Origin of the sequence: Shewanella surugensis (assembly GCF_023284005.1) — a bacterium.
GTDB classification, from domain to species: Bacteria; Pseudomonadota; Gammaproteobacteria; order Enterobacterales; family Shewanellaceae; genus Shewanella; species Shewanella surugensis.
Genome location: NZ_JAKIKS010000001.1, coordinates 138276 through 160383, shown reverse-complemented (window position 1 = coordinate 160383; position 22108 = coordinate 138276). Strand labels below are relative to the sequence as shown.

General features: G+C 40.9%; 15 protein-coding genes. 9 read left to right on the top strand and 6 right to left on the bottom strand.

What is annotated here, in order from left to right:
* The first annotated feature begins 123 nt into the window (after positions 1 to 123).
* On the top strand, positions 124 to 864 hold the full coding sequence (locus L2764_RS00650) for a 1-acylglycerol-3-phosphate O-acyltransferase (protein WP_248938310.1): 741 nt from the start codon (positions 124 to 126) through the stop codon (positions 862 to 864).
* Between the two features lie 35 nt (positions 865 to 899).
* On the top strand, positions 900 to 1310 hold the full coding sequence (gene rraB / locus L2764_RS00645; RefSeq protein WP_248938309.1) for a ribonuclease E inhibitor RraB: 411 nt from the start codon (positions 900 to 902) through the stop codon (positions 1308 to 1310).
* Between the two features lie 110 nt (positions 1311 to 1420).
* Here the strand turns inward: rraB and L2764_RS00640 are convergent, their stop codons facing one another.
* On the bottom strand, positions 1421 to 2392 hold the full coding sequence (locus L2764_RS00640) for a GGDEF domain-containing protein (RefSeq protein WP_248938308.1): 972 nt from the start codon (positions 2390 to 2392) through the stop codon (positions 1421 to 1423).
* Positions 2382 to 3401 (bottom strand): response regulator, encoded by a 1020-nt coding sequence (locus L2764_RS00635; protein ID WP_248938307.1) that lies wholly within the window; start codon positions 3399 to 3401, stop codon positions 2382 to 2384. Before L2764_RS00635 ends, L2764_RS00640 begins: the two co-directional genes overlap by 11 nt.
* A gap of 162 nt (positions 3402 to 3563) precedes the next feature.
* Here L2764_RS00635 and L2764_RS00630 point away from each other — a divergent pair, with 162 nt between their 5' ends.
* Complete coding sequence (locus tag L2764_RS00630) at positions 3564 to 4370, top strand: crotonase/enoyl-CoA hydratase family protein (protein ID WP_248938306.1); 807 nt, start codon at positions 3564 to 3566, stop codon at positions 4368 to 4370.
* A 78-nt stretch (positions 4371 to 4448) separates the two neighbouring features.
* Here the strand turns inward: L2764_RS00630 and L2764_RS00625 are convergent, their stop codons facing one another.
* On the bottom strand, positions 4449 to 5192 hold the full coding sequence (locus L2764_RS00625; RefSeq protein ID WP_248938305.1) for a glycosyltransferase family 2 protein: 744 nt from the start codon (positions 5190 to 5192) through the stop codon (positions 4449 to 4451).
* A gap of 137 nt (positions 5193 to 5329) precedes the next feature.
* Positions 5330 to 8230 (bottom strand): RNA polymerase-associated protein RapA, encoded by a 2901-nt coding sequence (gene rapA / locus L2764_RS00620; RefSeq protein ID WP_248938304.1) that lies wholly within the window; start codon positions 8228 to 8230, stop codon positions 5330 to 5332.
* A 584-nt stretch (positions 8231 to 8814) separates the two neighbouring features.
* Here rapA and L2764_RS00615 point away from each other — a divergent pair.
* From L2764_RS00615 to L2764_RS00605, 3 genes are all read left to right on the top strand, one after another.
* Positions 8815 to 10209, top strand: coding sequence for a PhoH family protein (locus tag L2764_RS00615; protein WP_248938303.1), 1395 nt, complete (start codon positions 8815 to 8817; stop codon positions 10207 to 10209).
* 397 nt (positions 10210 to 10606) lie between these two features.
* The gene (locus L2764_RS00610) at positions 10607 to 14338 is read left to right on the top strand and encodes a response regulator (protein WP_248938302.1); all 3732 of its coding nucleotides are present in this window, start codon (positions 10607 to 10609) and stop codon (positions 14336 to 14338) included.
* Between the two features lie 357 nt (positions 14339 to 14695).
* Positions 14696 to 15046, top strand: a complete 351-nt coding sequence (locus L2764_RS00605; protein WP_248938301.1) for a hypothetical protein — start codon at positions 14696 to 14698, stop codon at positions 15044 to 15046.
* Positions 15047 to 15143: 97 nt separating this feature from the next.
* Here L2764_RS00605 and L2764_RS00600 read toward each other — a convergent pair whose 3' ends face one another.
* Both L2764_RS00600 and L2764_RS00595 read right to left on the bottom strand, forming a co-directional pair.
* Positions 15144 to 16163 (bottom strand): ketopantoate reductase family protein, encoded by a 1020-nt coding sequence (locus L2764_RS00600; protein ID WP_248938300.1) that lies wholly within the window; start codon positions 16161 to 16163, stop codon positions 15144 to 15146.
* Entirely contained in the window at positions 16163 to 17035 is an 873-nt protein-coding gene (locus tag L2764_RS00595) for an acetoacetate decarboxylase family protein (protein WP_248938299.1), read from the bottom strand. The genes L2764_RS00600 and L2764_RS00595 overlap by 1 nt, the downstream gene beginning before the upstream one ends.
* Before the next feature lie 123 nt (positions 17036 to 17158).
* On the opposite strand from L2764_RS00595, the gene L2764_RS00590 reads away from it, so the two are divergent.
* The 3 genes from L2764_RS00590 (at position 17159) to L2764_RS00580 (ending at position 22034) form a co-directional block, all read left to right on the top strand.
* A complete protein-coding gene (locus tag L2764_RS00590) occupies positions 17159 to 18094 on the top strand; it encodes a response regulator transcription factor (RefSeq protein ID WP_248938297.1) in 936 nt (311 codons plus the stop codon).
* Positions 18095 to 18527: 433 nt separating this feature from the next.
* Positions 18528 to 20633 carry a neutral/alkaline ceramidase gene (locus tag L2764_RS00585; protein WP_248938296.1) on the top strand — a complete coding sequence of 702 codons (2106 nt, stop codon included), beginning with the start codon at positions 18528 to 18530 and terminating at the stop codon, positions 20631 to 20633.
* 240 nt (positions 20634 to 20873) lie between these two features.
* Positions 20874 to 22034 carry a tetrahydrodipicolinate N-succinyltransferase N-terminal domain-containing protein gene (locus tag L2764_RS00580; RefSeq protein ID WP_248938295.1) on the top strand — a complete coding sequence of 387 codons (1161 nt, stop codon included), beginning with the start codon at positions 20874 to 20876 and terminating at the stop codon, positions 22032 to 22034.
* Positions 22035 to 22108 lie beyond the last annotated feature (74 nt).

The window sequence follows — 22108 nt, the reverse complement described above, 5'->3', positions numbered from 1 at the left end:
ACAAAATTAAAACCTATTAACGCCGTATGCTTAACATGAATTCAGCATACATGTGTAAACAATATATTGAGTCGAGTATGTTGGCTAGCTATACTGTGCCGACTTAAGTTGTGGGAGAGTTCGGTGCTTTTAATTTTTAGATGTTTAATATTGGCTATTATGTTGCTATTTGTTTTTATGTTTGGCAGCTTAGTTTGTTTAGTTAGGCCACGTCACCGTAATAATGTCCATATGTTAGCTAAGATGTTTTCTTTTGCTGCCCCCGTTTTGGGCATTAAAGTGATTGTCCGTAATCAGGCAAAAAAGAATGATGATCCTTGTGTTTTCTTAGCTAATCATCAGAATAATTTTGACATATTTACTCATACTGCTGCTGTGCCGAAAGGGACGGTGAGTTTAGGAAAGAAAAGCATTGCTTGGATGCCTTTTATAGGACAAATATATTGGTTAACAGGTAATATTTTACTGGATCGTAAAAATCGTGGTAAAGCGTTTGACACCATGGCTGAAGCAGCCCAAAAAATAAAAAATAAGTGTTTATCGATTTGGATGTTTCCAGAAGGGACTCGTTCTCAAGGTCGAGGATTGTTACCTTTCAAAATGGGGGCTTTTTATACGGCCATTTCAGCTGGAGTGCCTATGGTACCGGTGCTGGCATCGAACCAATGTCATATTAAATTAAATCGTTGGAATAACGGTGTGGTATTGATTGAAATGATGGAGCCTATTACTACCAAAGGTTTCGATAAATCTCATGTAAAGGAATTATCGGCGCGGATCCATGTTCAAATGACCCAAAAATTAGCACTACTAAACAAAGAAGCTCAAGCGCTCATGAGCAAACCAATGATCAACAGGCCCTAGCCTATCAAATAATATTTAATGATTTGGAGTCATTCATGTCTATTGCACGACAATTAGAGTTACAGAAACAAGAAAATAGAGACATTGTTGAAGCCATGTTGGTTGATGGCTCTGATCCCGATGCGCAGTACAGTATCGAACATCATTTTTCATCAACGAATTTTGATAAATTAGAAAAAGCGGCTGTTGAGGCATTTAAGCTCGGGTTTGACGTGAATGATGCAGAAGAAATGGAGCTGGAAGATGGTTCTGTTATTTTTTGCTTTGATGCCATTAGTACCCATTTACTCGAAGTTGAGTTATTGGACGATGCCTGTGAAAAATTGCTTCAAGTTGCCGCTAAACAAAAAGTGGATTATGACGGTTGGGGTACTCATTTTATGGGTGACGAAGACGAGGCTGAAGATGAGATCCAAGCAGACAGTCAAGGCCAGGCTTTACATTAGGAGTGAGTTGAATTAAAGAATATAAGCCTATCTTTCGGATAGGCTTTTTTATAATAAAATCAGTATTTGTGTCGACTCTAAGTTCAAGTCTCTTTGGCAGGGTACCATCCTCAATTCGCTTTAGGTCTTTGATACTGGATACAACAATTTCGACCCTTTCTTTTAGCCTCGTATAACGCAATATCAGCATTTTCAATCCATTGTTCACTGCTTTGACTGTTGATGTTTATTTCACACAGGCCAATACTGATGGTAATTTGGATGGCGCTACCACTGAAAATAAAAGTGGTTTGTGCTATTTTTTGTCTGAGTCTTTCTGCAAGGAAAAGGGCATTTTTTATGCTTGTTTCTGGCAGTACGATAGCAAATTCTTCTCCTCCATAGCGCCCCGCAAAATCGGTTCCTCGCAGGGATTGGCTAATGGTATGAGAAATGGTTTGAATGACCTTGTCACCGGCATAATGACCGTAATTATCATTAATATTCTTGAAATAATCGATATCGAGCATGACCAATGAAGTTGGGTGTCCATAACGATGATGTCTATCGAATTCTTTTTGCATACAAATTTGCCAATGTCGACGATTATAGAGCTGTGATAAATCATCAATTTGACTTAAGCGCTCCAAATTATCGTTAGCGGTTTTTAATTGTTGTCTATTCATGGCAACATCGGTAACGTCGTACACGATCATACTGATATGAGTGATGTCGCCAGCATGTGAGGTGAGGGGGAGTAAGGTGACATTCTGATACATGAAATCAGCTCGGCAGCTAATAGGACGGTAATTTTTAAATTGGAACACAAAAGGTCTTTGTTCCCAGCTAATAAAAGAGCGGTTCTTTAACAGGAGCACGGACTCCATTTTTTGCCGTAACCAAACTTTGGGCAGACTATCAAATTGCTCGAAAAGGTTTTTATTGTGCAGTGTATCGAAAGTGATGCCACTGTGGTTCTCCATAAAGCCATTCCACAGTTGTATGTTAAAGTCTTTATCGAGTACAACTAGTCCCACTTCTATGGTTTGTACCATGTCGACGAGCCAATGCCATTGATCATTTACCTTTGCGTTATTTGTCATGAGAGGCGGTATTCCTATCGATAAAGTGAGCCAGCTTGCTTGTTAATGTAGGCAACGAATCTTCTGTGAGCACGAGTAATAGGTCGCATTGAATATCATGATGCTCAATGCGGTAATTAATTTCCATGGCTAAGCTTCTAGTCCACTTATCTGAGTTCTCTTGAATTAAATCATTGGCATTGCAATGTCGCCCTAAGATAACGGGGTGATTTTGACTAAAGGTCATATCGAGCTGTTCAGATAAGCCGTTAAGAAATGCCCCGATTAATACATTACCAATATCGATCATGATTTCGACTTCGGCATGTTGATCCGGCGGGGAAGGCAAGTCCATCAGGGCTGCCATGTCCTTAAAAGAAGAGTCGTGAAATAATAATAAAGCTTCACCCGCAATACCGGCACCAATAAATCCTTGGCACAAAGCGGAAATGCTCTCTTGCTCGTCGGTTGACTTTAACGCCATGATGAGCTCACTGACTTCAAGCGTATTAACATTTGGGATGGGTAATATGACGAATACATCCAGTAAGGTCGATAATAAAGCCGCCGCTCTGCCCATGGCGACATTAGCCAGCTCTTTGCAGGCATCAAGGAGGCTAAGGGGGAAAATGTCGGGCAAGGGGGGGATATGCGTACGGTGAACGCGAAATAAATTGTGTTCATCGAGTATGTGCTTGAGTGATTCGGGATTAACGGGTTTTTGAATAAAATCAAGCGCACCAAGAGCCTTCACTCTCATTAGGGCATTAATTTGAATGTCGGCGGAAACCACAATAATCTGACAGACTATTTTTTCAGATTGTATTTTTTCAAGCACCTCAAATCCGTTCATAACTGGCATATTCAAATCAAGAAAAACCAATGCGCCCTTACCTTGACGTATGGCTTCAATCGCTTCTAATCCATTAACCGCATGGGTGACGTCAATATCCCATTGGGGAGGTAAACTACGAACAATTTGTTTTCGGGCTAATGCAAAATCATCACAGATGAGTACTGGGAATGGCATTAATCAATGTCCTCAAATTTATGGGGGATCAGCGTTTGTTTTCATTATAAAAAGATTGTTTTTTAGTGCTGCTACCGTAGGCAATGATGCTAGCATATTTAGAGCAATGTTGGTCAAACGATATTTTTTTGTTTTTATAGGGTTAATTATACGGTGGTTGAAATGAAAGGGAATTATGTACAAGTTAAAAAACAGCAGGGTATTGCCTATGTGAGCTTCAATAGAGCTGATAAATATAATGCGCTTGATTTTAATGCTTTTATTGCCATAGATCGTGTGATTAAGCAATTAAAAAAAGATCGTGATTTACAAGTGGTGATTTTATACGGCGTTGGTAATAATTTTTGCTCAGGCTTGGATATTAAGAGCGTGATGAAATCACCATTACAAGCGGTGAGAATATTATTGAAAGGACTGCCGGGGAATGCCAATTTAGCGCAGCGAATTTCGTTAGGCTGGCGGCAACTTCCGGTGCCAGTTATTGCGGCTATTGAAGGTTGTTGTTTTGGCGGCGGTATGCAAATAGCCTTGGGAGCAGATTTTAGAGTCGTATCGCCCACCGCGCAGTTTTCCATCATGGAGGCTAAATGGGGGCTGGTACCCGATATGGCAGGGCTAGTGACATTGAGAGAGATCATGCCAAAAGATCAAGCTTTGCTATTAACCATGACAGCAGCAGTATTAACGGCGGATGAAGCTCTTAAAAAAGGGCTGGTGACTGAAGTCGTCGTCGATCCTATGCAAAGAGCAGAGACATTAGCTCAAATGTTAATGCAAACCTCTCCGGATGCGAATGCGGCGATTAAATTGAGTATTAATTTGAGTTGGACGGCCAGTATAAGGTGCTTACTCAGACGAGAAACCTTTAGTCAAATTAAATTATTAATGGGGAGGAACCGTGCAATAGCAGCGTTAAGGCAAGGTAAAGAACCCGAACGGCCCTATGAAAAACGCCAATCAAGGTGGTAATAGAACCTCATTAAGGGTAATAAAAACCCTGAGTGTTATATTAAGGCACTCAGGTTGGGATCTTAATATTTGAGTATTTTAAATGCGGAATGCTTGGCAGATATGGGCTCTGATTTTTTTGACATACACAGACAAATCTTTTGTTAATTCACTTTGATTAAGTTTATAGCGGATCCCTCTATGGTAGCCAATGTGGCGGACAAAGCCTTTGGGGAAAATAGCCGCTTTAAAATCGTGCTCAAAATACAATTGACTCATTTCGTACTCACCGCCTAATTCACCTATAGGGGCAAAGATTTGATAATCTTGTAATCTTCTTAATCCAGGGTTAAAGGTAAAGCCATGCCATTCTTGAGGATTATGATAATTTCGTTGCATAATTTGATAGGGGGTCGCATTATCATCACAGTAAAACAATTCAGCTTCAATGGGGTGCTTGTTGGTATCGTTTTGTTCTCTTAGCCAAACGGTGACAACTTTATCATCGCTATCTAATACCTTAAACGAGGCTTCGATGAAGCCTTTTTTGTAGAATTCCCAATCATCTTCGCAATGAAAAATATATTCAGAGGTGACGTTATTATAAGCTTTATCTATGCTTTTCATCTGGCCAAGCTGTTGTTCATTAAGCAACACAGTAAATTGAACCGTAGGAAATTTAGCCAGCACAGCCGCTAACTTATCGCGATTGTGACTATCTTCAATAATGATGTACTGTGCGATAGGATAAGTATTAAATTTTAAAAAGCTGGCTAATGTTTTTTCAAGTAAATCAAATCGATTACAACTTGTTAGTACGAAAGAAACGGCTGAATTATTCACTTAGAACACTCAATATAATTATTATAATCAATATATTAATGCCTTTTCAATGGAATAACAAGTTAGTTACAGTTAGCGAAAAAAGGGAGCCATAGGCTCCCTTCAAATCTTACTTCTGGTTATTTTCTATTTAACGTTTAGGCGTGACTCACGACAATTAAACGGATGGCGTCAAGTTGTAGCTGTCCTGCATCAAGGTAACGGTTAAGCTCACTGATTTGCGTTTTAATGTGCTCAATTTCTTCACTGCGAATATTAGGGTTTACGGCTTTAAGGGCTTCGAGCCTAGCTTGCTCACCGGATAATTGTGTGGTCATCTTGGCGCGAGCGCTGTCGGTTAATAAGATTAATTCCTTATCGGCAAAGGCTTGTGCTTGACTTAATAAAGGGTGCAGCGCTGTTTGGTAGGCGTTGACGAGCTTGCTGCCAATGTGGCGATTAACGGCACTGAGCTGCTTATCAAAACTTTCATAACTCACTTTATCGGATAAATTATTGCCATTTTGGTCCAGTAAAATACGTACAGGTGTCGGTGGAAAGTATCGATAGAGTTGACTCGATTTAGGGGCCGAGGCATCGGCCATGTAAATCAGCTCTAAAAACAAGGTACCAGCAGGTAAGGCTTTGTTTTTCAATACTGCAACACTAGTGGTACCCGTTTCTGATGAGGTGATTAAATCCAGACCCGTCTGCACCAATGGGTGCTCTTGAGTGATCAGCGCAATATCATCGCGAGATAAGGCAATATCACGATCGAAGGTCACGGTGATGCCATCTTCGGGTAACCCAGGATAGGTTGGGAACATCATATGCTCACTTGGGCGCAGTACAATGGCATTTTCGCCGCTGTCTTCTTGTTCGACACCGATAATGTCCCACAGGCGAATAACGGAACCAATAAGGTGGGTATCTTCGTCGCGACTGGCGAGCTTTCTGACTAGTTCAGTGGACTTCTCTCCACCATGAGAGTTAATTTCAAGCAGCTTATCGCGGCCTTGCTCCATGGCAAGTTTTAGCTCTTGATAGCGCAGCTGGGTTTGCTCGAGTAAAGGCGTAAAGCTGGTTTCATCATTGAGTAGCAAGCTATCAAGTAAGGCACTTGAAAATTCACTAAACAGAATATGACCACTTGGGCAAGTGTGCTCAAAGGCACTCAGTCCCTTATGGTACCATTGCATTAGGCCTTCTTGCGCCGTATCTTTAAGGTAAGGCAAGTGAATTTCGACATCATTTTTTTGACCAATTCGGTCTAAACGTCCGATCCTCTGCTCCAATAAATCAGGATTTAGGGGTAAATCAAACAGTACTAAATGGCTGGCGAATTGGAAGTTACGCCCTTCTGAACCAATTTCAGAGCAGATCAATGCTTGTGCCCCGCCACTCTCTTGTGCGAAATAAGCGCCGGCTTTATCACGCTCAATGATAGACATACCTTCATGGAATACCGTGGCTTGAATGCCTTCTCGGGTACGTAAAGCTTCTTCAAGGCTTAAAGCGGTATCGGCTTGACTGGCAATAATCAGGATTTTTTTACTGCGATTGTTTTTTAGGAAATCAATCAGCCAGTCGACGCGTGGATCAAACTTCCACCAGCTAGCACTGCCACTATCAAAATCTTGATAGATTTTTTCAGGACTAAGAATTTGTTTCACTTTTGCCGCAGTATCAAGATGTTTGTTCATCATTGCGCTGACACGTCCTGCCGTCACATATTGCTCAGGCATGGGTTGCGGATAAGCATTAAAAATACGTTGAGGGAAGCCTTTTACCGATGCGCGGCTATTACGATAAAGCACGCGGCCTGTACCGTGACGGTCGAGTAACTCTTGCAATAATGCTTGTCTGGCTTGGTGACGTTTATCAGCGTCCTTACTTTGAATAAGAGTGATAGTCTCGCTGATATCTTTTTCAGAGACGAGTTCAATGAGTTTATTGATGATGTCTTCACTGATGGGCTCATTGCTTGCCAGAGCATCTGCAGCCGTTGCGACATCTTTATAGCTGGCTTCTTCATCTAAAAAAGCTTGATAGTCATAAAAACGATCGGGATCGAGCAAACGCAGGCGAGCAAAGTGACTCTGATGACCTAATTGATCCGGTGTGGCGGTTAACAGTAATATCCCCGGAATTTCTTCACTTAAGGCTTCGACAATGCGGTACGCACGACTCGGTAAGTCTTCTGACCATTCAAGGTGATGTGCTTCATCGACGACTAATAAATCCCAGTCGGCATCGACGGCTTGTTCAAGACGACGCTTTTTACGTAACAATTCCAGTGAGCAGATGACCAGTTGCTCAGTATAAAAAGGATTATCATTATCAGCATAGGCTTCAACGCAGCGATCTTCATCGAAGACAGAAAAACGCAAATTAAAGCGTCTTAGCATTTCAACCAGCCATTGGTGTCTCAGGGTATCGGGGACGATAACCAATACACGTTCGGCGCGGCCAGTGAGCAATTGCTGATGGATAATCAAACCGGCTTCAATGGTTTTACCCAATCCCACTTCATCCGCTAATAAGACCCGTGGTGCGAACCGTTGACCGACTTCATGGGCAATCCACTGTTGATGAGGGATTAATCCGACTCTGGGACCTTGAAGTCCGAGTAAGTCAGAGGTGGCGAGTTTATTTCTGAGTAATTGGCATTGATAGCGTATGCCAAATCTGTCTAAACGATCGATTTGTCCTGCAAATAAACGGTCTTGTGGCTTATTGAAGCGAATGTTGTGGTTTAAAAGAGTCTCTCGTAAACTGACCTCTTTGCCCGTTTCGTCATGAATACCATGATAAACAATAAGCCCATCTTTTTCTTCAACCTCAGTCACTTTCAAGCTCCATTCCTCATGACTCTCAACCTTGTCGCCAGGGTTGTAAATCACGCGAGTGAGTGGGGCTTCTGCTCGTGAAAACAATCTGTTTTCACCCGTTGCAGGAAATAACACGGTGACCATACGGCCTTCGACCCCAACAACAGTACCTAAACCAAGTTCAGATTCAGTATCACTTATCCAGCGCTGACCTAAGGAAAACGGCATTTAAAATTCTCATTTACAGGGGGAACACAATGGGCGCGTATGGTATACCCAAACACCGTAAAACTGCAAGATTTACCCAAGTCATTCTCTTTCTCATTGTTAGACTTTTTTCAGACAGATTAGTGATAAAAAAGTGATTAATGATTTTTCTCCAAATAAGTGAGTTTAGCCGAAATATTTATCATTTTAATCTCAGTGGGTCTGATTCCCCGCAGCTGGCTGCGTGAGTTTTAGTCTTTCAGTATCTTAATACCCCGCTTCGCGTAGCGAAGTTGAGCCAAAGGCGAGATAGCTTGCTGCGGGGATTTTTATTTATCACTTGGGTATAGCGTAAAGCTGACTTGATACTCAAAAAGTTTGCTGGCACTATGAAGGCGTAAATAGTTGGGCAACATAAGATTAACATATTGTTCTAAGCTATATATAGTGAGGATTAGTAATGTTGATATGAGCTGTTTATTAGCAAGTTAAGTTTTACAGGCTGGCAAATTATCTCGTTTAGGCGTATTAATATATTATGTATAGCGGATCAATAGGAGCGTTTTAATAGGATAATCATCAAATAATACACAAATGGAGGCGTCATGAATAAAGACGACAGAAAGTTGTTTGTATTAGATACCAATGTATTACTGCATGAACCTTTGGCCATATATTCATTTAAGGAACATGATGTCATCATTCCGATGACGGTATTGGAAGAGCTCGATCAGATTAAAGACAGAAAACGGGATGTGAGTCGTGATGCCCGTGTGGCCATTAGAGCGTTGGAGGATATTTTAGGGGGGGAAATTACCCCTGAAGAAATTGTTGAAGGCGTTAACCTCCCGAGACGAGAAGATCATAGTGACGCATCTGGTCGCTTATCCATTTTCCCCGATCATCAACTCGATTTTACCAATGGTTCCCTTCCTGATATTAATAACGATAACCGCATTATTAACACCGCACTTCACTTACAGAAAAAACATGCCCCTCGAACGTTAGTATTGGTCACAAAAGACATCAATATGCGCCTCAAAGCCAAAGGCGCTGGGATCTTAATGGTGGAAGATTATCGCCGAGATCAATTAATTGATGACGTCAGATTTTTAACGAAAGGTTTTCATCAATTTGAGGGGAATTTTTGGGATTATACGGATAAGGTGAGCACCGAAAGTTACGGACGACATACGGTGCATAAGGTGCCATTAACCGCTTTTGGTGATGAGCCTTTTTATTGTAATCAATATATGCTCGATGATAAGTCTAACTTTTGTGGTCGAATTGTTGAGAAAACAGAAACCGAATTGAAATTTCTTGATTTAGGTAAAGATAGGCTCATGCACCTTGAGGCGTGGGGGATTAAGCCTAAAAATATTTATCAAGGTATGGCGATGCAGGCCTTAATGGATCCCGATATCGATTTAGTTATTTTAACGGGGCCAGCGGGGTGCGGTAAAACATTATTAGCCATGGCTGCCGCGTTAGAACTCGTGGTCGAGCGAGGCTTATATGATAAGGTTATTGTGACTCGTAATACCCCAGAGATTGCAGAATCAATTGGTTTTTTACCGGGTACGGAAGAAGAGAAGATGACGCCTTGGTTAGGGGCTATTACCGATACATTGGAAGTGTTGCATAAAAATGATGTGAACCCAGCGGGTAGCATGAACTACATCATGGAAAAAGCCAATATTCAGTTTAAATCGATTAATTTCATGCGAGGACGTTCTATTCAGAACTCGGTGGTGATCTTGGATGAATGTCAAAATTTAACCGCTTCTCAACTTAAAACGATGATAACGCGTATGGGAGAAGGCACAAAATTGATTTGCAGTGGTAATTTAGCGCAAATTGATACGAATTATTTAACGGCGGTGACGTCAGGATTAACCTATATCGTTGAGCGCTTCAAAGATTTCGATGGCAGTGCTAATATTTATTTAAATGGGGTTGTACGCTCACGTTTGGCAGAATTTGCTGAGGAAAACTTATAGGGGAATGTAGCAATTATCTAGAATTCAGTACGTTAAAGTGGCTTAGGTAGTAATATCTAAGTCAGCTGAATTCAGCGGCAATAACTTGTTAGCGTTAACGGGTTATTTTAGACTATTTCTTTCAAGCGATGTCGTCGATTTTTTAAGAAAAATTAATCGTTTGATCTCGATGATTTGATATACTGAATCAAGCCGATACATTTTTCTATTTGGCTTAAGATAATAATACACATCAATTGTAAACAGTTGATGTGTAAAGTTTGATTTATTGTTAATGTTTGGGTCTAACTGATTTTGTGTAGTCAAGATGTCGGTAGTGAATGCTCTTTTTCGGCGCCAGAAGTTGGCCTGCATGGTATCATTATGGACAAAAAGCGTGTTTCACCAAGGGTTGTGAATGAAACCAACTGAACTAGGTCTTCAATTAAAATCTCCGATACAAAAAAATTATAACCGAGCTGTTTTTTATACCTATATTGGTGTGATTATCATGGCATTAGTGACGGCATGGTTTTTTTTCGATCGAGAGAAGCAGCATTTAATTGAACAAAGAGAAGAACAAGTTGAACGTCATGTTTTACAAATTGATCTTTTACTTGAATCTAGTATCAGAGCGGTTAAAAGCTTACGAAATGTTGCTGTCGATCATCTACGCTTTGATGAACTGGTGCGAAAAGACAATCTGCCTCAATATCAAAAGTTCAAAGAAACAGGTCAGTATTTTACCTTAGAGCCTAGTTACGCTCATAATGGTGAACCTTTCACTAATATGGGGCGTATTACGGGTGTGGGTTCACTCAATGGCCGTAGTGAAAAGTTCTATCAAGAACTGGAAATGTTGTTTGAGTTATCGTTATCCTTTCCTGTCGCTACGGAAGCAGCACCGAAGGCGTCTTCGATTTACTATATTTCTAAGCGGCGCATGATGTCTTATTATCCGTGGCCGTCCAACGAAAAGCGTTTTCGAGAAGAGCTACTGAATAAGAAACCTTTTCAGTTAGCGACGCCATCCATGAATCCGCAGCGCAGTGTTTTTTGGAGTGAAGCCTATGTCGATCCCACCAATAAGGGGTTATTAACGACCTTAGGTGTACCGATTTACTTGAAAGACGAATTTATTGGTTCGATTAACTTAGACATGACCTTAGCGTCGCTGGCAAAACAAATTCGTCTATATTTTAAAATGCCGGGGACGGTGATCCTGCTGGATCAAGGCAATAATATATTATCGAACAGTGATGTGGACTCGACACACATTAATCGGGTTTATCACATTAGTCAGAAAATCCCCTCTGAATTACACTCAATTCCGGAATCTGTGCTATTTGATGCCCATGAAGGCATGATCCGTAATGGCTATTATATTCATTCTGTGGCATTGCATAATGCGCCTTGGCGACTGTTATATCTGCAACCTGTAGATGATTTATTTAAAGATTCTTGGGAAAAGCTGAAACTGTCATTTTTATTGGTGGTGTTGGCGTTATCCATTTTGGTGACCATAGTACATTGGCAAACTCGGCGCTCGTTTGTTAATCCCGCCACGCGTTTATTAACGCATTTAGAAATGTGCTCGCAAGAGCCGATTAAAGTACCTGAACGTGTGTCAGATGGTTGGGAGCCATGGTACCAATTAGTGAGCCGAATTTTTGAAGAAAACAAACAATATACCCGGCATTTAGCAGAGCAAAATAGGCGCCTAGATAAGTTAGTCGCGCAACGTACCAAACGATTGAAAGAAACCACTGAGCGTCGAGAACGTGAATTTTCACTATTACGTTCACTTATAGATTCAATACCTGAAGCCATTGTTTTTAAGGATAAAGAAGGGCGATATTTAGGTTGTAATAAATCGGCTGAGCGCATGCTAGGCTTTACTGAAAGTGAAATGATAGGGCGTTTTTCGGATAAAGTCGCGAGTGATGATCAAGCTGGTCGGATCTTAACCGAAGACTTACGAGTGATGGAAGATAAAACGACACTCCGATACCAAGAAAAAGTCGAACTAGCGGGTAAGTCTATTTTACTCGATACGTTAAAGTTACCCTTTTACAATCGTCGTGGTGAGCTGCTCGGATTAATTGCGGTGTGGCGTGATGTCACTAGAGAATATGAGTCAGCAGAACAATTACGCCTATCTGAAGAGCGCTATCACTTAGCCATGGATGCCGTCGAAGATGGCTTATGGGATTGGTATCTCGATTCAGAACAAATTATCTGTAATCCGGCGTATTACACTATGTTGGGCTATGACAGTAATGAGTTCCCTGCATTGGTCTCTACCATTAGCGAATTAATTCATCCAGACGATCGTATGCGAGTTGAGCAATCGATGGAACAATATTTAGCCTTGCCATCGGGTACTTATGACGTGGAATTTAGGATGCAGGGCAAGAGTGGCGAGTATCATTGGCTACAGTCTCGTGGGCGTGTTGTAGAGTTTATGAGTAATGGCCAAGCCAAACGTATGGTGGGGACACATAAAGACATTACTAAGCATAAGAGCAATGAAGTGGCCATGCTTGAAGCTAAGCAAGATGCGGAGATGGCTAATTTATATAAAAGTGAATTTTTGGCCAATATGAGTCATGAAATTCGAACGCCGATGAACGCCATCATAGGGATGTTACAATTGGCGAAAAGAACCACTTTGACACCTCAGCAAATTGATTATCTTGATAAAGCTGATTTTTCTGCGCATTCCTTATTAAGAATTATCAATGATATTTTAGATTTTTCTAAAATTGAAGCGGGCAAGCTAGAGCTTGAAAAGGTGTCATTCCCATTAGATAAAGTGCTTGATCATGCTTTAGATCTTAATACTCTGACAACCCAAGAAAAGGGTGTTGAATTACTCTTATATGCCCCTGTGACGGCAGGGCTTATGTTAGAGGGAGATCCTCTGCGTCTTGGACAAGTGTTAGTCAATTTGCTCTCCAACGCGGTCAAATTCACTCAAACGGGAGAAATTGAGCTGGGTTGTGAAGATATGGGTGAGCGAGATGATTATATTAGCTTAAAATTCTGGGTTCGTGACACCGGTATTGGAATTAGTGGTGAAAAACAGGCGAGTCTGTTTGATGCTTTCGCACAAGCTGATGGCTCGACCACACGCCAATATGGTGGAACGGGATTAGGCTTATCCATTAGTAAACATCTTGTTTCCATGATGGGGGGGATCTTACAAGTGGAAAGTGAGCCCAATGTGGGGAGTATTTTTAGCTTCACGGTGAGTTTTGAAATTGCTGAAGAAGCTGTCGCCCCACCGTTAGTTTTTCCTTCTTGGCTGGGAAATTTAACCACGCTGGTCGTGGATGATAACCCAACAGCCTTGCAAATCTATTCAAGCGTCACTCGTGGATTCCATTTCGATGTGGATACAGCATTGAGCGGTGAAGAGGCCTTGACCATTTTAGCCAAGAAGAGCGTTGATCTTCTCTTATTGGATTGGATGATGCCGAAAATGGATGGTCCAGAGGTGGTTAAGCATATCGATGAAATGGTGGCAGATGGTCGATTGGAAAAAAGGCCCGTGATCATTATGATGACGGCTTATTCTGCTGAGCCAATGCAAAAAGAATTGAGTCATGCCAAAGTGTCAGCTTTATTGCAAAAACCGTTTAAAGCCTCTTCTTTATTTGATGAAATTATTGCCGCGTTTTCGGCAAAAAATGAACCTGATCAGGCGCTGCTATTAGCGGGCAGTATTGATGAAAAAGCGCAAGCTGAGGAAGCCATCAGTATTGATGAAGAAGGGCTGGCTGGCAAGGTCTTGTTAGTGGAAGATAATTTCATCAATCAACAAGTGGCAACAGAGCTGTTAAAGAGTGCTGGTTACCATGTTGAGGTGGCTGAAAATGGGCAAGTCGCCATTGATATGATTGAAAACGAAGCGTTTGATGCTGTCTTGATGGATATTCAAATGCCGGTTATGGATGGATTGACTGCCACAAAGCAATTGCGTGAAAAATATGATCGGGACCATTTACCGATTATTGCGATGACGGCTCATGCAATGTCTGGTGACAGGGAAAAAAGTCTGGATGCAGGCATGAATGCCCATATTACTAAACCCATCGTTCTGGATGAACTGTTTGATACATTGAGTTATTGGATTAAAAATAAATAGGATGTCTAGCCGATGTTTCATACTCTACAGTCCTTGATGAATTGAATAAAGATTTTTGTCTAAAGTCGTTATTCATCTCTGCGCAGATGAATAGGCTTGTTTATGGTCAATTATCTGACTTCAGGTTGGTTGAACATGAAATGAAGTCCGCCAATGACGTTCAGTTAGGCATAATGCCAATCAGGTGGATGGGGATAATCCTCCTTTTATCATGTTACTTTTCTATTCTTACTCGTCCAGAGTCGCTTACTTTACAATTCAAATGTAACATAAGTTAACATTTAGAGCTTAACTATTCACTAATTGAGTGTTTTGTATTATTATGTTAAAATAATGTAATAATAATGGTTGGCTTGTATGAAAGTGTTTAACTTTGCGTGTGTTTTAAGTGTAGTGGTTGTCTCTGCAACAAGTATCGCTGACGAAATAGCAGAGCAATATTCAATGAGCCAACATGATTTTTCTAGAACTCGGCAAGTCAATGATAGTTATAAATTTGATAAAAATCCTCAGCTGCAAGGTGCGATCACTAAAATAGTCAATCAAGGTTTTAATCAAACGCAACATGATTTATCCCATACTTATGCCGCTTCCCCTGAATACCATTTTGCCAGTAATTCGGCGGCAGCAATCCCAACACAATTAGCCAGTGATGATCAAAGTGATTTTAAGCAAAGTCAGCATGATAAATCGATGTCTGATTTTTAAGTAACCAGCAGTAAAGATAAAGGTAGTGATAACGCTACCTTTTTTATTGGCTATTTTTAGTGTGATTTTATTTGGCTATCAAGCTATCAAGAAGAGGCTATGATTTTACGCGTGCCCAAATGGCATCAATCGAAATGGCTTTAAAGGGTTGTTGGCTAAAGGCCTCTTTACAGAGTGCATAAATGGCATTATTGACCGGAATATTGACATTATGTTTTTTAGCTAAATCGATAACATAGCCATTAATAGATTCGAGTTCAGAGACACTGCCACCCTTTAAAATAATGTCTTGAGCCATACTCGAAACAACTAACTTTTTTAAGTTTTTTAAATAAGGTTTTCGAGTCAAAAATCCGGGTAATAGTCCTGCTGCGGTGATCAGAGCCCAGCTAGGCATTCCGCCTAATTGACTTTCTTTGAACCCTGCCGCTTTCATCACTTTTATGCCTTCGTAGGTCATACTGGTCAGTAATTTTTGAAACTTCTTACTCTTGGATTGATCATTTTGATGTAAAGCGACTAATGTCGTTAATGAATTGGTTAGATTGATGACAATTTTACAATGAGCCGTATCGGCAAGGTTTTGATAAACAATACTTTCAACTCCTTTATTGAAGTCACGGGTGATCGCATTGATTTCTTCTGTTTTTATTCCACCGTTATGTCCAAGGGCGATAGGCCCTTTTTTCTGGTAACCCACCACGCCAAAACCATCGACCCAAGCATTAAAACAAAGTACCCCATAAATGATTTTACTGAAGTATTCAGGCAGTACTTGCTGATTCTCTATTCCATTTTGAAGACCGACTATCATCGTCTCTTTACCAAAGTGCTCCGATAATAATTGACTCACACCATGTAAACTATAGTTTTTAACACAAAGAATAATGACATCGGGTTTCGGGACATCGGCTAATTGCCAATAAGCGTGAACTTGGCTCTTGTGGCGCACATTGGGCTTTTCGCCATGATAAATATCGAGTCCATGTTGGTTAATATGTTCAGCGACTGCTTGTGTATCAAATAAACACACATTTAACTGAGCTTGATTCAACCAAGTGGCGACAGTGGTGCCAATCGCACCCGCCCCAAAAATAAGATAATGTTTGTTTGCCATTAACAGCTCCTTGTTTCATGGGGAAGGTCGAAACACGCATTCATGTTATCGGTATAGCGATATTGAAAAGCGTGCTGTTCTATTTTTAAGGCCTTTAATTTATCAGCCATAGGCCCATCGCCAAGTTGTATATTGATCCCATTACCGACATCCGATTTTGTCAGTAAGGTCTTCATATTTTTGTTTAAATTGAAGGTGCCTTTAAATTGAGTGGTACTTTTAAGCCTGTTAGAGTTCAGTACAGACAACAGATTTGACTTAACATCAAATGATTGGGCTTGACCTTGTGTAGGAATCGAGAGTGTCAGATAAGGGGCTTGTCCATCGATTGAGGCTTCAATTTTTGAAGATTGCTCATCTTTGGTGATGTTAATTTGCTCAACTTCTTTAGGTAGTCCCCAAATTTTGCGTCCTCTGAGTCTGTTTTCTAGCGAAGTGACGGGCATATGAAACACGTAATAGCCGAAGTTCTTTAATTTATCCCCCAGCAGCATGGTTAATATGGGCAAGTTCATCCCCCCGTCGCTAACAACGGGGATCGTTATGGCAATTTCATTATAAGGGGCGACATTCATGACATGGCGATATTCATAACATGAAAAAATGACCAATGAACGTCCCTTCGTCATTTTAACGGGCTCCATGCTTGGATCGGGCATCATGGCTTTAGCGGCGGCATAGTCACAATGAAAAATGGCGATGGCACAACTCGCATCAGCATAAAAGGTGGGAAATTGATAATTTTTTTCTATATTTTCATTCAATTGTAATGGTTGTTCGGCGTGTCTTAAGTGAAAGCGCTTAAAGAAGTTATTGTTGAATTTTTCTTCATTTGATAGCAGTTCTGGGTTGATCTTTAAATTAACATCCATGAAAACACCCCTACAGGTTTGAAAAGTGATAGATTTGGTGCTGAGTATTACGTTTATGTGGAGAAATAAAAATAGTAAAAATGACCTATTGCCATACCTATACCGATCGAGCCAAGGTGAATGATGAGTAATATCGATATCTGTATTGCAGATTTATATCGTTTAGCGGCAACGAGCAGTAGTGACTATCGCCGTCGCGCACTGGCACAAATAGCCCAAGTAATAGACTTTGATGGTGCATTATGGGGATGTGGTCGGCTAGATTCTGATAGTTTTCATAGTGTTGATGTTCTAGGTGTTGATGAGACGTATTCTAGTGCTTTGGCGCAAACAAAAACCATTAATCCCTTTTTTGAAGCGTTAAAAAAACAGCCTGGAGTGACGTTAGATATGTCATCTGTTCTTGCTGATGAGCTGTTTTATTCAAGCTCCGTTTATATTGATTTTTTCTCTCAATATGGCGTGGAGCGTATTATAGGCATTTTATTACCCGATGCTTCAACGGGTATTGTCGATCTCATTAGCCTATATCGTTTCGAAAAACATAATCCTTTTAGTCTTAATGACACGCAGAACTTAGATCGTTTAGGTTTTCACTTGGTGAGTAGCGCTTCCCATTATTATTTTTTACATCTTACTCAAAGAAAAAAAAGTCATGCTCAAGAAGCGTTAGCCATTTGTGATAAATATGGTTTGTTTTTTGAAGCACAACCCCGTTTCATGGCGTTACTGCGTCAATATTACCCTCAATATTCATCGGGTCACTTACCCTTTAGTGTATTTGATCATGCCTTGCTTGAAAAAGGATTACAGATGACATCAAATGCTTTTGGTGATTTATATTGTATTGCACTATGGGAAACTCGCACGGTTGATTTACTCAGTCTGCGGGAAAAAGAAGTCGTTAAATGGGTGACAAAGGGCTTGTCTTTTAAAGAAGCGGCCAGAGAAATGGGCGTTGCGCCTTCAACGGTTTCGAATCATCTTTATAAAATATATCGAAAACTCAATATTGCTAGCCGTACTGAGTTGGCACAACTTGAAACTCAAACTCAATGAATATGAAGTAACTCAGTTGTTTTGGGGGAAACTGTTAATTCTATATCTTGCCTTCGTGTGGATGCTCTTACGACTTAAGTCGTGTATTTACTCTAATTTACACTTCTCTTTTTTTGTCGACTAACTTCTATTTTCCCCTTTCATTATTTAGGCCGAAGCAAGGCCTGTTTAAATATTATTTTCAAATACTTGAGATAGGTTATTTCATTTTAAAATACTCGATTGATGAAAGATTAACCTCTACTGGTAACGCACTTGTAAATAATGTTTTCATTATATTTGTCGATTTGTCGATATGTCGATTTGTGTTTTGAAAAAGTTTTGAATTATCATGCGTAAAGACCCATTGGTTGCCAAGTTGTTATATTGGGTGTGGTTGGGTTGCTGATTACATCTAATAATAATTAATGGCTTTAAAGCCTGGGGATACTTTATGAATAGATTCAATTCTGTACTTAAACCGTTAACGTTAAGCTCAATGTTATTGTCGAGTGCGATTGCCTGTTCTTTCTCTGCTCAAGCTGGGGAGTGGCTTGTCGGTAGTGGTATGTATGATATTACTGGACCGGCGGCAGATAGAGGCATGGTGGGCTACGGTGATACAGCCCAAACGACACAGGGCATTTTTACTCGTCTGTGGTCTCGTGCATTCACCATTGGGGCGCTAGGCACGGATGACTTTGTCGTTTTTGTCAGTGCAGATCTACAAAGTATCCCACAAAGTGTGCATCAAGGCGTAATGGCTAAAATTGCAGCTAATTCCAGTTTATCACCTTATTTGAGTGAGCAAAATGTCATGTTAACCGCGAGCCATACCCATGTTGGTCCGGGCGGTTATGATCATACTGTAATGCTAAACTTAAGTTCGCTGGGTTATGATGAAGATAACTACGCTACGATCGTGGAGGGTATTTATCAGTCGATTGCCAGTGCATTTAGTAATAAGGCTTCGGGCAATATTAAATTTGCGCAAGGCAGTTTGACGGATGCTAGTATTAATCGTAATAAAGATGTCTATGCCTTTAACCCAGATAAAGATGATTATAGTACTGATGTTAACGATACCATGACAGTACTCAAGCTACTAAAAGATGATGGTACTGAAATTGGTATGATCAATTGGTTTGCGGTCCATAACGTCTCTTCTCCGCAAACTTACCGCTATATCAGTGGTGATAATAAAGGTATGGCGAGTCAGTTATTTGAAAAGTTAAAAGGCACACAACCACCTTTAAAGATGGGGTTTGTTGCCGCTTTTGCAAACAGTGATGAAGGTGATGTGTCACCCAATGTCTGTGGTGTGCAAAATGGTTGTATGGAGACAACTAAAGAAGATGTTATTTTATCGGCGACCAAACAATATGATATGGCAGTGTCTTTGTATGATAATCCAACGGCTTCATTAACGGGGACATTAAATTACCGTTTTCAATATGTCAAAATGCCTAATTATCAAGTGGGTGCAAGTTATACACAATCTGGTATAGCGCAAGCACTTTGTGGCGGTACAGTGGGTTGGTCCTTTACTGCAGGAGCGGCTTGGGATGGTCCTTCCGATATGGACGGTATTTTAGAAGGAATGACCCAAGATAACGAAGGGACTTATTGGAATGAAAACGATACCTTAATTGGTAATGTGCTAGCAGGTTACCCTTTACTCGGTTTATTGGATGCGTTTTCAAATATTGCGACGGGGAGTGATCAATATGAGGAATGTCAATATCCAAAACCCACATTCGTGAATATAGAGTTAAGCGATAATATTGATTTATATAGTGATACTCTGCCTTTTCAGTTATTTCAAATTGGTGAGTTAGCGTTAGTCGGCGTGCCGGGCGAAATGACCACCATGTCAGGGCGCCGTTTACGTAGTGATGTGTTAGCGGCATTAGAGGCCAGTGGGGTTAAGCATGTTGTTATCGCAGGTTTGGCTAATGCTTATAGTGGTTATATCACCACAAATGAAGAGTATGATCAGCAATATTATGAAGGTGCTCATACGGTATTTGGCCCTGATTCATTAGCGGCACATCGTCAAATATTCACCGAGCTGGCTGATTCCATCGCTAAAGGTTCTTCTGTATCCGATGGCCCAACACCGATTAATCGTGAAAATGATCAACTGATCTATGCCGCTGGAGTGGTATATGATGATAAGCGACTTTGGGAATCATTTGGTGAAACCACCAAAGATGCCTCTTCAAGCTATAATCTTGGCGATACCGTTACGGTGAAGTTTCGGTCAGGCCACCCTCAAAATAACTTCAAAACCATGGACGCTTTCTTTGAGGTGCAACGTAAAGTGAATGGCAGTTGGGAAACGCAGTTAACAGAAAATGATGCCAGCACTCTGTTTGTTTGGATCCGTGATACGGATATTGATTGCATGGCGTGTTCTGATGCCAAGTTAGAGTGGACGATTGAGGATGACATGCCGACAGGAACTTATCGTATTCGTCATCATGGCTACTGGAAAAGTGGATGGAGTGGCGCTTTAAATAGCTATTCGGGTAAATCGAGTACTTTCGAAGTAAAATAGTGATGTCATAGTGATCGATTAAAAAAGTCTTGCAAGTTAAAGTTTGCAAGGCTTTTTTGTTATTGTTTTTTAAATGTCTTGTTGAGTAAAAGCGGCAAATTTTTAGCTCAAGAGTGTGGGAGTAGACTTTACCGTAGGTGGCGTTTATCCTTCTGATACTTAATTCTCATCATTCGATGGTATAAAGGCTATTCAGGTGACTTTATATCCGTTCATTTTATTCATTAATAAGAGACCAAGATGATCAGCACAAAAGAAGCATTTACGCAGTATGTCACAGAGATCCAAGCCGATAGTCAATATCAAAAACCCGTCGCGTTCGGTTTAGGCGTTCGCCGCAGTAAAGGTGATGCAACGTTAGATGTGCTGTATCCTCTGATTAATTTTGATGTTAATTTTGGTACCGCAGCGGTGTTATTAAAGGCAACTGGCTTTCAGCAAGCGAGTGGTTTTGTTTCTTTATCTGCACAGACGCTCAATGAAGTGTTTAATCAGTTTGCCCCTTTTCATGATTCACTCGACGCCCATGCTAATGTGCAATTGTTCAAAACCTTAGTCGATAATCCAGAGCCTCAAAATGACTATGGTCAAACCGATATTGGTGTCTTTTATTTGTTTGATGGCGCGCAAGCGGTAGCGAGTGCGGAAGAAGCTTACTTTAAACTTCAGTGTTTATCTCAACGTAAAGTGCAGCCTCATGGTTTGTGTCTTGATGGCGCATTTGGTCAATTAACCAATGTGGCTTGGACGAATGTAGGCCCAATGCTGCCTACCGATGTTGAAACTCAGCGTGTGAGTTATTTACTGGCGGGCAAGCCGCTCACTGTGACCCATGTGGATAAATTCCCCTACATGCTCAATTATCATATTCCAACGGGGGTGCGTGTTGCCGATGTGGGGCGCGCACGTCTGGGTGCTTATTTAGGTGAAGGCACCACTGTAATGCCAGCAGGTTATGTTAATTTTAATGCGGGAACAGAAGGTAACGCCATGGTTGAAGGGCGGGTTTCTGCAGGTGTTTTTGTCAAAAAAGACAGTGATATTGGTGGTGGCGCATCTATCATGGGCACCTTATCGGGTGGTAATAATAATGTCATTAGTATCGGTGAGAAATGCTTGTTAGGCGCGAATTCAGGTACGGGCATTTCATTAGGCTTTGGTTCAACCATTGCGGCGGGTTTGTATATTTATGCAGGCATGAAAGTGTCACTATTAGATGCGCAAGATAAGCCCGTGGATTTAGGCGGCAATAGTGTTGCTGCAGGTGATAATATTGTTAAAGCGATGGCGCTGTCAGGCCGTGAGAAATTACTCTTTATTCAAGATTCGCAGACGGGCCAAGTTTTTTGTAAACCGAACCCTAAAACGATTGAGTTAAATTCGGCGTTGCATAGCAATTAATACATAGTGGCTTATCGAATTTGCTTCAATCGTTAAAAAAGCGCTGACATGTCAATGTCAGCGCTTTTTTGTTT